The organism is Embleya sp. NPDC020630 (genome assembly GCF_044334985.1).
Classification (GTDB): Bacteria; Actinomycetota; Actinomycetes; order Streptomycetales; family Streptomycetaceae; genus Embleya.
In genome coordinates, this window is sequence record NZ_JBIRUB010000005.1 from 621,906 (window position 1) to 634,167 (window position 12,262).

At 69.6% G+C, this 12,262-nt stretch carries 5 protein-coding genes; 3 read left to right on the plus strand and 2 right to left on the minus strand.

The window, feature by feature from the left end; genetic code table 11:
* Positions 1-472: 472 nt before the first annotated feature.
* A complete protein-coding gene (locus tag ACH4XV_RS21295; RefSeq protein ID WP_395791970.1) occupies positions 473-1,498 on the minus strand; it encodes an O-antigen ligase family protein in 1,026 nt (341 codons plus the stop codon).
* A 153-nt stretch (positions 1,499-1,651) separates the two neighbouring features.
* On the opposite strand from ACH4XV_RS21295, the gene ACH4XV_RS21300 reads away from it, so the two are divergent.
* On the plus strand, positions 1,652-2,263 hold the full coding sequence (locus tag ACH4XV_RS21300) for a NeuD/PglB/VioB family sugar acetyltransferase (protein ID WP_395791972.1): 612 nt from the start codon (positions 1,652-1,654) through the stop codon (positions 2,261-2,263).
* Positions 2,264-2,279: 16 nt separating this feature from the next.
* Here ACH4XV_RS21300 and ACH4XV_RS21305 read toward each other — a convergent pair whose 3' ends face one another.
* Complete coding sequence (locus ACH4XV_RS21305; protein WP_395791974.1) at positions 2,280-3,215, minus strand: NAD-dependent epimerase/dehydratase family protein; 936 nt, start codon at positions 3,213-3,215, stop codon at positions 2,280-2,282.
* A gap of 226 nt (positions 3,216-3,441) precedes the next feature.
* On the opposite strand from ACH4XV_RS21305, the gene ACH4XV_RS21310 reads away from it, so the two are divergent.
* Both ACH4XV_RS21310 and ACH4XV_RS21315 read left to right on the plus strand, forming a co-directional pair.
* On the plus strand, positions 3,442-6,675 hold the full coding sequence (locus ACH4XV_RS21310) for a DUF4082 domain-containing protein (protein ID WP_395791976.1): 3,234 nt from the start codon (positions 3,442-3,444) through the stop codon (positions 6,673-6,675).
* Between the two features lie 204 nt (positions 6,676-6,879).
* Positions 6,880-11,646 carry a DUF4082 domain-containing protein gene (locus tag ACH4XV_RS21315; protein ID WP_395791978.1) on the plus strand — a complete coding sequence of 1,589 codons (4,767 nt, stop codon included), beginning with the start codon at positions 6,880-6,882 and terminating at the stop codon, positions 11,644-11,646.
* The last annotated feature ends 616 nt before the right edge of the window (positions 11,647-12,262 follow it).

The following is a 12,262-nucleotide window of genomic DNA, read 5'->3' on the forward strand; positions in this document are numbered from 1 at the left end:
ACCGCACCGGCCCGGCGGCCGGCCGGTCCCACGCCCGCCTGACGACAGGGCAGTGACCTGCACGTACAACGGGATGCCGGGGCTCGTACCCACCCGAACGGCAGACGGCCCCCCGGACCGTCCGTCCCGCCTGTTCTCATTCTCTGGAAAATCCCGCAACGAACTCGAAACGGGATTCCGGCAATCCTGCACGCAGATCGACAAACCTGCGAATCGACGTGACATTCCCCTTGCCTGGGAAATAGGTGCGCCCGTGGTGCGGCGATTCCACAAAATAGACGGGGACCCGCCTCGACGTGACGGATCTGAGCTTCATCTGAGGTTTCCCGAGCATAGATCGGGCGAAGCAGCCAAAGCGATCAAAGCCCTCAAAGTCGCTGATCCGGACAAACCGCGACCCCGGATCCTGCCGTCAACTCCGACCACCGGCCGCCTCGTTCACCCGATCACGCCGGGAAAGACCCCGCCCGGGCTACGAAACCCCCACCGCCGCGACCGCCCGCGCCCGCGCGTCCGGCCCCGCCGTCGCCACCCCCACCAGCGCCCCGGCCACCGCCAACACCACCGGAAATTCGGCCACATAGTCCATCGACGCCTGCACCACGAACGCCGTGAAGGTCACCGACCCCACCGCCACCACCGCCGGCGACCGCGCCGAGCGCCACAACCGCACGTACACCCATCCCACCACGGCGACCAGACACAGCGCCCCGGGGACGCCCTGCTCGGCGCTCTGCCGCAGCCACATCGAATGCGCCGAGTGCACATCCGCGTCCGAACGCGCGGTCGGACTGTTCTCCACGAACGTGCCGGGACCGGTCCCGCGCACCGGGAAACGCTTCGTCAGATGTACGCCGTCGCCCCACAGTTGCACCCGACGCTCGGTCAACCCCGCCCGGGCGGCGCCCTCGACGCCCTCCGTCCGCGTACCCAGCGCCCCGAGGACCACGGTGCCCAGCACCACCCCGGCCGCACACAGCGCCGACAGCGCCACGACCGTGCCCCGCCGCCGCACCAGCGGCGCCAGCAGCGCGGTCGACAACACCGCCAGCGCACCCGCCGCCGCGGCCACCGACCGCGTCGCGAACGTACCCACCACCAACCCCCCGGCCAACACCAGGAGTCCGGCCCGCCACCGACCCGACCCGGCGGCCAGCGCGGCCAGACACGCCGCCCCGACCCCCTGCGCCACCAGCGCCCCGTCGGCGTTGCCATAATCCAACGGCGGCGCCGTCGCGTCCCCACTCACCGCGTCGGGCCACACCACCAACATCACCGTCACCGCGCCGGCGAGCATCGCCGGCACGGGTAACGCGAACCGCCCGCCGCACAACCGCCCCAGCACGTACGCCCCGGCCACCACCGCCAGCGCCAGCAGATACCTTCCCGGCGCACCCACCCGGTTCGCCGCCGCCACCGGAGCCCACAACGCCGCCACCGCGATCAGCGCGGCGCCCGGCGGATCCAGTCGGGACAGATATCGCGCCCTGTCGCGCACCCGAAGGTCGCCTTCTCGGTCAGCACTCACCGCACCATTCGCTTCCACTCGACGATCCGGGCCGGCCCTGCCGCGCCCGCGACCGCGTTCGTGCCCACGCTCGCGTTCGTGTGCGCCCCACCCCGACCGCCCGGCGGTGCCAGGATGTCCCCCATGCAGCTCTACATCTGCGGAGCCGGCGGCGTCGGCCGCGAAGCCCTCGACACCGCGCTCGCCGCCGCGCTCACCGTCACCGCGTTCCTCGACGACGCCCACGCCGGCGAACAGGTCCGCGGACTGCCGGTGTTGCGCCCCGACGAGGCCGGCGGCGGCGAATATCTGGTCGGCATCGCCGCCCCCGCCGCCCGGGCCCGGCTCGCCCTCCTGCTGGAGCGGCAGGGACTGCGCCCGGCCACCCTCGTACATCCGCGCGCGGTGATCGCGCCGGAGACCGTGCTCGCGCCCGGCTGCCTCGTCCAGGCCAACGCGTACGTCTCCAGCAGCGTCACCCTCGGCCCGCACGCACAGGTCCACTACAACGCCACCATCGGCCACGACGCCGTGCTCGACGCGCGCGCCACCGTGTATCCGGGCGCCAACATCTCCGGCAACGTGCACCTGTGCGCGGGCGCCACCGTCGGCAGCAACGCCGTCGTCCTCCAGGGCCTGACCGTCGGCCCGGACGCCTTCGTCGGCGCGGGTGCCGTGGTCACGCGCGACGTGCCCGCCCGCACCACCGTGGTGGGCGCACCCGCCCGCCCCCTCCGCACACCCGCCGACGACTGACCCGCCCGACCGCGCCTCAGCCGAGCCGCGACCGGAACCACTCGACCGTCCGGGCCAGCCCGTCACGCAACTCGACGGGCTCGGCCGCCGGGAACAGCGCGCGCAGCCGCGACCCGTCCGCCTGGGAGTCCCGCACGTCACCGGGCCTGGGGGAGGTGTGCTCCACCTCGACCGCATGCCCCAGCACCTCCGCCAGCAGGGCGATCAGCGCGTTCAACGAAGTCCGGGAGCCGAAGGCCAGGTTGACCGGGATGTCCGAGACCACCCGGCGCAACACCGCGTCGGTCAACACCGCGCACACACTGTCGATGTTGGTGAAGTCGCGCGTCTGCTCGCCGTCACCCTGCACCGACAGCGGCCGACCCGCCAACGCCGCGTCCACGAAGCGCGGAATCACCGCGGCGTACGCGTGATCGGCCGGCTGGCCGGGCCCGAAGACGTTGAAGAACCGGAACGGCAACACCGGCAGCCCGTAGCAGTTGCCGTACGCGATCAGATACGCCTCGGTGGCCAACTTGCTCACCGCGTACGGGCTCAGCGGCGCGGTGCGCATGTCCTCACGCTTGGGCAACTCGCGATTCGCGCCGTACACCGACGACGAGGACGCGGCCACCACATGGATGTTCCCGGCCCGTCGAGCCGCCTCCAACACCTCCAGAGTGCCCGTCGCGTTGGCGTGGTGGCTGGCCAGCGGCGCCTCCACCGACCGGGGCACCGACGGCAACGCGGCCAGGTGCACCACCGCGTCCGCACCCTCGAACGCACGGTCGAGCAACTCCGGTTCCAGGATCGAGCCCTGATGGAACGTCACCTTCAACCCGGTGAGGTTCGCGAGCGATCCCGTGGACAGATCGTCCACCACATGCACGTCGCGCACCACGTCGTGGCCCTGCAACGAGGCGGCCAGATTCGCGCCGATGAAACCGGCACCGCCGGTGATCACTACCTTCACAAAGTCCCCCCGGACCGTCGCGCCCTACCGTCCCCACCCGAGCCGCCGATTCGAACTCCCCGGGCCCGACCCGGAGTCGCCCCACCCCCGGCTTCCCGCACTGTACCCACGGCCCGCTTCTCGAGAGGGCAAAACCCGGACAACAGGCCGGAACGTACGCCACACTTTCCCGTATCTCGGCCCCGGGACACCGCCCCGGGGACCGATATTCGGGTGGGGGACACTCATGAAGATACCCAGACCAAGGCTGCGCAGAGCGACCGTGCCGACACTGTTCGCGCTATTGCTCGCGTTGACCGTCGCGGCACCGGAGACACCCAAGGCGGCCGCGGGTCCCTGCGACGCGCCGGTCGCCAACGCCATCGCCTGCGAGAACAGCAAGACCGGCAATCCTCGGACCGAATGGGACGTCAGCGGCGCCGGCAGCAACGCCATCCAGGGCTACTCCACGGACATCAGCGCCAACGCCGGTGGCCAGATCAAGTTCCGGATCGACACCACCGCGAGCTCCTACCGCGTCGACATCTACCGACTCGGTTGGTACAACGGCAACGGCGCGCGCAAGGTCTACACGATTCCGGCCTCCGCCACGACGCCCAAGCGGCAGGACGACTGCGACATCGACAACCTGGTGACCGGTCTGATCGACTGCTCCAGCTGGACCGACTCCGCGTCCTGGACCGTGCCCGCCGACGCGGTATCCGGCTACTACATCGCCAAACCCACCCGCACCGACGGCAGTTCCGGCGCGAGCCAGATCCCGTTCATCGTCCGCAACGACGCGTCGCACTCGGCACTGCTGATGCAGTCCTCCGACACCACATGGCAGGCGTACAACGCCTACGGCGGCAACGACCTGTACACCGGACAACCGGTGGGGCGCGCCTACAAGGTCAGCTACAACCGGCCGTTCACCACGCGCGCCGACAATCCCGAGGACTCGCTGTTCAACGCCGAGTTCGCGATGTTGCGCTTCATCGAACGCAATGGCTACGACGTTTCCTACACAACCGGTGTCGACACCGATCGACGCGGCCAACTGATCAAGAACCACAAGGTGTTCCTGTCCGTCGGCCACGACGAATACTGGTCCGGCGCACAACGCGCCAACGTCGAGGCGGCCCGGGACGCGGGCGTCAACCTCGCCTTCTTCTCCGGCAACGAGATGTTCTGGAAGACCCGTTGGGAGAACGGGGGGATCAACGGCAACGGCCCCGACCACCGCAACCTGGTCGCCTACAAGGACACCCACGCCAACCAGTCGATCGACCCGCTGGGTCCGAGCATGTGGACCGGCACCTGGCGCGACCCGCGCTTCTCGCCACCCGGTGACGGCGGCCGACCGGAGAACAACGTCACCGGCACCATCTTCACCGTCAACTGCTGCACCACCGACATGAACGCCAACGGCGCCGACGGGCGGCTGCGCCTGTGGCGCAACACCCGCCTGGCCACCCTCGGACTCACCGCGCAAACCACCCTCGGCAGCGGCACGCTGGGCTACGAGTGGGACTCCGATCTGGACAACGGCGCCCGACCAGCGGGCCTGATCCGCCTGTCCACCACGGTCAAGTCCGGCATGTCGGTGCTCCAGGACCAGGGTTCGACCTACGCCGACGGCAGTTCCACGCACAGCCTGACCCTGTACCGCGCGCCCAGCGGCGCCCTGGTCTTCGGCGCGGGCACCGTGCAGTGGGCCTGGGGCCTGGACGTGTACCGGGTCGGCGCGAACGGCACCGTGGACACCGCGATGCAGCAGGCCACGATCAACCTGTTCGCCGACATGGGCGTACAACCGGGCACGCTGATGAGCGGCATGGTCGCCGCGACCCAGAGCACCGACACCACGCCGCCCACCTCGACCATCACCGCGCCGACCAACGGCGGCAGCCTGCCCACCAATTCCAACGTCACCATCACCGGCACCGCGACCGACACCGGCGGCCGGGTCGGCGGTGTCGAGGTCTCCGTCGACAACGGCGCGACCTGGCACCCCGCCACCACCGGCCGTGACAACTGGACCTACGTGTTCACCACCGGCGCCGGCGGCACGATCACCATCAAGACCCGCGCCACCGACGACAGCGCCCGCACCGAGACCCCGTCGGCGGGCGTCACCGTCACCCTCGGCGGCCCACCGCAACCGGTCACGTGTCCGTGCACCCTGTGGGCGCCGACCGACCAACCCTCGGCGGGACCGGACCCGGACACCGCCGCCACCGAACTCGGCGTCAAGTTCCAACCCGACCGGGCCGGCTTCATCACCGGCGTGCGCTTTTGGAAGGACGCCGCGAACACCGGTACGCACACCGGGACCCTGTGGTCCGCGACCGGCACCCGACTCGCCACCGCCACGTTCGGCAACGAAACCGGGTCCGGCTGGCAGCAGGTGACGTTCGCTCAGCCCGTGGCGGTCACCGCGGGCACCACCTACGTGGCGTCCTACCTGGCCCCCAACGGCAGATACTCCGCCGACCAGGGCGGCCTGACCACCGCGCACATCCGCGGCCCGCTCACCGCACCGGCGAGCAACGCCGCCGGCGGCAACGGGGTGTACCGCTACGGCACCGGATTCCCGACCTCGACCTGGAACGACTCCAACTTCTGGGTCGACCCGGTGTTCACCACCACCAACGGCGGCCCGACCGGCACCGCGCCGCAGGTCACCACGACCGTCCCGGCAAGCGGGGAGGGCTTCGCCCCGGTCGGCGGCAACATCACCGCCACGTTCGACGTGGCGGTCCAGCCCGCGACGATCGTCTGGACCATCGACCGGGGCGAAAGCGGCCGGGTCACCGGCACCGCGAGCTACAACGCCACGACCAGGGTCGCCACGTTCGATCCGACCACCGACCTGATACCCGGCGCCACCTACTCGGTCGCCCTCAGCGGCGCACAATCCGCCGACGGCACGCCGATGGCCGACAAATACTGGTCCTTCACCACGGCCGGCAGCACCCCGCCGCCCACCTGCAACCCGTCCTGCACCATCTGGCCCGCGACGGCGACGCCGGCCGTACTCTCCGACACCGACACCGCCGGCATGCAACTCGGCGTCAAATTCCGCACCACCGTGCCCGGGAAGATCACCGGCCTGCGGTTCTACAAGGGCCCGAGCAACACCGGCACACACACCGGGACCATCTGGTCCGCCACGGGCAGCATCCTGACCAGTGCGACCTTCACCGGCGAGAACGCGTCGGGCTGGCAACAGGTGAACTTCGCCCAACCGGTCGTGATCGCCGCCAACACCACCTACGTGGCCTCGTACTACGCACCCGTGGGCCGCTACTCCTCCACCGAGGGCGGCCTGACAGCGGCGGCCGGAACCGGACCGATCACCGCCCCCGCCTCCGGCACCGTCGGCGGCAACGGCGTGTACACGACCGGTACCGGCTTCCCGACAAGCACCTGGAACGACAGCAACTACTGGGTGGACGTCGTCTTCACCACCAACTAGTCGCCGCCGACCAGTCCCCGACAACCAGTCCCAGCCCGGCCCCGGCGCCGGCAACCGGCACCGCCCGGCACCGACACACGGAAACCGGGCCGGCGGCGGCAACACGCCGCCGGCGGCCCGGTCTCCGGGACCGGCGCGGCGACCCGAGCTCCGGCGCGCCCACACCCGCCCGAACCCACGAACCGACGACCGACCGTCATGCCATTGAGGAGCACCAACTCGATGAAGGCCGCCTGCGCCAGAACCAGACCGGGACTTCGACAACGCCGAGGGACATGGGCGAGCATCACGTTCGCCGCGATCGGCGCATTGTTGTTCACCCTGTTCGCCCCGATCACCGCGGCCCAGGCCGCGCCATGCAGTCCGTGCTCGCTGTTCGCGGGCGCCACCCCGGGCGGCGCGGTGACCGACACCGACGCGGTGGCCGTCGAGTTGGGCGTGCGCTTCAAGCCCGCCCAGGACGGCACGATCACCCAGGTCAAGTTCTGGAAGGACGCGGCCAACACCGGCACCCACACGGGCCGGATCTGGAACACCGCCACCGGCACGGCGACTTCGGTGACCTTCACCGGCGAGAGCACGTCCGGCTGGCAGAGCGCCACGTTCGCCACACCGATCCCCGTCACCGCCGGCACCGAGTACATCGCCTCCTACGTCGCGCCCGTCGGCCGCTACACGGTCACCGCCGACTACTTCGCGACCGACCGCACGGTCGAACAACTCGTCGCCCCGGCGAGCAACGGCACCCAGGGCAACGGCGTCTACACGTACAACCCCGGTGGCGGCATGCCGACCGACTCCTACCGGGCCGGCAACTACTGGGTCGACGTCTCCTTCGTCCCCGGCGCCGACACCACGCCGCCCACGGCCACCCAGACCGTCCCGGCCGCCAACGCCACCGGAGTGGCCACCGCCGCACCGCTGTCCGTCACCTTCAGCGAACCGGTCCAACCCGCCACCGTGCAGTGGGCGGTCACCCGGACCGGCGGCCCGGCCGTCCCGGGCGCCGCGTCCTACAACGGCAACACCGCCACGTTCACCCCCACTTCGGCACTCGCCGCGTCCACCGGCTACACCGTGAGCGTGTCCGGCGCCAAGGACGCCGCCGGCAACACCGCGGCGACCAAGTCCTGGTCCTTCACCACCGGCAACGGCAGTACCCAAAACATCGAGACCAGCATCTGGACCGGCCCGGTCAGCCCGACCACCCCGAACCAGACCGACAACAACAGCGTCGAGGTCGGCGTCAAGTTCCGCACCACCGCCGACGGCCAGATCAAGTCGATCAGGTTCTGGAAACTCGCCGGCAGCACCGGCCCCTACGCGGTCAGCCTGTGGGACAAGAACACCCAGACCCGGCTCGCCACCGTACCCAACGTCAACCGCACCGGAACCGGCTGGCAGACCGTCGACCTGCCCACCCCGATCACCGTGCACGCCGGCGTCACCTACGTCGCGTCCTACTTCGCGCCCAACGGCAACTACCCGGCCAACACCGCCTCGTTCTCCCAGGCCGTCGGCAACACGATGATCAGCGCACTCGCCGACGGTGTCGACGGCGGCAACGGCGTCTACAAGTACAACGCCGGCAGCATCTACCCGACCGACAGCTGGAACGGCAGCAACTACTGGGTCGACGTGGTCTTCAGCACCAACGCCGAGGACACCGTCGCCCCCGCCATCACCGACCAGTCGCCGACGGCCAACGCCAACGGCGTACTCGCCGGCGTACAACCCTCGGTCACCTTCAGCGAACCGCTCAAGACCACCGGCCTGACCTTCGAACTCAAGCGCAACGGCACGGTCGTACCCGCCGAACTCGAATTCGACAACCCCACCAACCCGACCCAGCTCACCCTCAAGCCGGACACCGAACTGGCCTACGGCACGCCGTACACACTCACCGTCGGCGGGGTCAAGGACCGATCCGACAACGCGATGCCCGACGCCAACTGGTCCTTCACCACCGGCCAGGCACCGCCCACCCCGCCGTGCGACGCGCCGAACACCGGCCCGATCCTGGTGATCAAGGCCGACTCGAACCCCTTCAGCTGCTACTACACCGAAATCCTGCGCGCCGAGGGCCTGAACTCCTTCGCCGTCAAGGACGCGAGCACGGTAACCGCGACCGTGCTGAACGGCTACACCACCGTCGTCCTCGGCGACTTCGCCCCCTCCGCGCAACTGGTCGCCGACCTCACCACGTGGGTCAACGCCGGCGGCAACCTGATCGCCATGCACCCGCGCGCCGCCCTGGCCGGCCTGCTCGGCCTCGGCACCTCCGGCGGCTTCCAGGCCAACCAATACATGAAGGTCGACAGCGGCACCGCGCCCGGCGCCGGCATCTACAGCCAATTGAGCATGCAGTACCACGGCCCCGCCGACGTATGGACGGTCCCCGGCGGCGTCGGCACGATCCGCGTCGCGGACCTGTACACCCGCACCGGCACCAGCCCACTCGGCCCGGCCGTCACCACCCGTACCGTCGGCAGCGGCACCGCCTCCGCCTTCACCTACGACCTGGCCCGCTCCATCGTGCAGACCCGCCAGGGCAACCCCGCCCAGGCCGGCGTCGAGAACGACAACTTCTCCGACAGCGGCGGCCCGCTGATGCGCGCCGACGACATGTTCTACCCGGACTGGATCGACCTCAGCCGCGTCCGCGTCCCGCAGGCCGACGAACAGCAGCGCCTGTTCGCCAACCTGATCGAGATCGGCAACCGCGCCAAGGCCCCGATCCCCAGGACCTGGTACCTGCCCGGCAACGCCGCCACCGCCGCCCCCGACCTGCTCAAGGTCGTGATGGTCTCCACCGGCGACAACCACGGCCAAAATCTCAGCGACATGCAGGGCCGAGTCACCCGCTACAACAACAACAGCTCCGACCCGAACTGCTCCAGCCCCATCGCGGCCCTGCGCGACGCCGCGGTCCGGAACTGGAAATGTATGCGCGGCACCATCTACGTCTGGGGCCCGGGACCCCAGGGCACCCAGGCACCCCCGGTATCCGACGTACAGAACTGGACCGCCCAGGGCTTCGAGATCGCCCGACACGTCGACGAGAACGGCAGCTGTCCGCAGATGCGCGCCGGCGCGTCGCAGGCGGACATCAACGCCGAACTCTCAGCGGTGTACGAGAACAGCCTGGACGACTTCACCCGCTACGCCCCGCTGAAGCCGACCACCAACCGGACCCACTGCCTGATCTGGCCGGACTGGAGTTCCAACGCGACGATCGCCCGGGCCAAGGGAATCCGGCTCGACACGAACTACTACTACATGCCCGACTACTGGAAGAACACCTGGGGCGGGGCGCTGATGAAGGCCAGTCCCGGATTCTTCACCGGCTCCGGATTCCCGATGCGCTTCACCGACCCCAGCGGTCAGATGATCGACATCTACCAGGGCACCACACAGATCAACGACGAATTCCAACAGGTCTATCCGGACACGTTCGACCAACTCGTCAGCGGTGCCAACAACGACGGCTTCTACGGCGCGTTCGTGATGAACAACCACACCGACTCGGCGAACGCCAACGGCGGGGTCGGCAACGTGGGCCAGCTCGACATCGAGGCCGCGCTGATCGCCTCGGCGAAAGCGAAGAACGTCCCGATCGTCTCCGCCAAACAACTCCTGGACTGGACCGACGCCCGCAACGCCTCGACCGTCACCGGCCTGAACCGGGTCGGCAACACGGTCACCTTCACGGTCAACCAGAACGCGGCCGCGACGAACCTGATGACGATGCTCCCGACCACCGGCTCCGGCGGCACCACGCTCACCGGTCTGTCCCGCGGCGGCGCCCCGGTCACCTTCCAGAAGACCACGATCAAGGGCATCGAGTACGCCGTCTTCGACGGGACCTCCGGCGCCTACACGGCCACCTACGCCACCCCGGTCGCCCCGCTGATCGCCCGGGCCGAGGCGGCCCCGGCACCCGACGGCTCGGGCACCCTGACCTGGACGACGGACGTCCCGGCCACCACCGAGATGCAGCTCGGTACCCAGCCGGACCAGCTGCCCATCACCCAGCAGAGCGTGGAGACGGCGGGCGAGCACAAGGTGGCCCTGGGCGCACTCAAGCCCGACACCACCTACTACTACCGACTCACCTCGGTGAACGCTAAGGGCGACCGCACCACCTGGCCCGCCCCGAATACCAAGCCCGCCGAGTTCCGCACCCCCAAGGCGGACCGCAAGGCCCCGGTGATCAGCGACGTCGCGGTCAAGACCTGGCCGGACGGCAGCGCTGACCTGACCTGGAAGACGGACAAGCCCACCACGACGTCGGTCCTGCTCGGCGACACGGCGGCCGCGGTGCGCCCGGTGTACACGGACGCCAAGCAGCGCACCACCACCCACCACGCCAAGCTCGGCCACCTCGGCGCCGGCGCGACATACGCCTTCCGCCTGGCGGGCATCGACGCGGCCGGGAACGAGGGGACCTGGACGGGCGGCGGCGGAAAGAAGAAGGACACGGCCCGCCTGGTCATGCCGAGGCCGGGCGTCGCCGAGACCGGCGCCTTCGACTTCACCAACGGCACGGTCTCGGGCGGAGCGGTCAGCGGCGACCGCCCCGACGCCCTCACCCTGGACCGGGCCCGCACCGGTACATACGTATCCAAGGCCCTGGACGCCGGCCAAATGGTCACGTGGCTGGCGAGCGACTGGCAGGCCGACATTCCCAAGGGCACGACGCTGCGGGTATCGGTCCGAACCGGCACCACCGCGATTCCCGACGCGAGCTGGACACCGTGGAAGGACCTGGCCAAGCCGGGGGACACGGTGGGGACGTCGTCGCGATTCCTGCAATACAAGGTGGAGCTCACCGGCGACGGCACGGCAATGCCGACACTGAAGGGCATCGGCTTCACACACGACGGCAAGGTGACCCCGACGGCCCCGGTGACGGAGGCGGGCCCGAACACCGCGCCGGGGCCGAACACGCGTCCGGGGAAGGGGCGTTGAGGCTGCGCTGAGCCTGCGGCCAGGCGACGGTGACCCGCCGCCGAGGCCGTGGGGAGAGGTACGAGCGGCCGGGCCGGGAGCGATTTGGCGCTCCGGGCCCGGCCGTGTACTGTTGCGAAGTCCGCCCGGGAGGCGAGCACAATCCCCGATCACCGATTAGGCGATCGGAATGTGCTCCGCTAAAGTCGGCGGGCGCCGCCAAATGCCTCGGAAATGCAAATTCCCGATGCCCGAAGCGGCGGGACGAAGCGGGTCGGAAGATCTGCTAGAGTCTGAAAGGCGGAAAGCGCGGGAACGCGCCGGACGCCGAAAGCGAGGAAAGCGAAGCGGCCGAAACGGTGTGCTAAGCTGGAGACGCGAAAGCGAAACACGAGAAACACAAAAGCAACACAAACTGAACGTCAAACGCCCGGAGGGCGCGGTTGATTCCGCACCGAAGGAAGCGTCCGTTCCTTGAGAACTCAACAGCGTGCCAAAAGTCAACGCCAAAGAAACACCCCCGGCGCTGAACGTCTCCCTATTCGGGGAGTCGCGGTCAGTGTTGGTGGTTCCTTTGAAGAAAATCCTGGGTCCTGTCAGTGGGCCCAGGTCACAGCAAGGACGCGGGCGACATACC

Bases quoted from the DNA above. Each gene is read 5' to 3' on its own strand.
- ACH4XV_RS21310 (WP_395791976.1), top strand. From the start codon at position 3,442: ATGAAGATACCCAGACCAAGGCTGCGCAGAGCGACCGTGCCGACACTG.
- ACH4XV_RS21300 (WP_395791972.1), top strand. From the start codon at position 1,652: ATGCAGCTCTACATCTGCGGAGCCGGCGGCGTCGGCCGCGAAGCCCTC.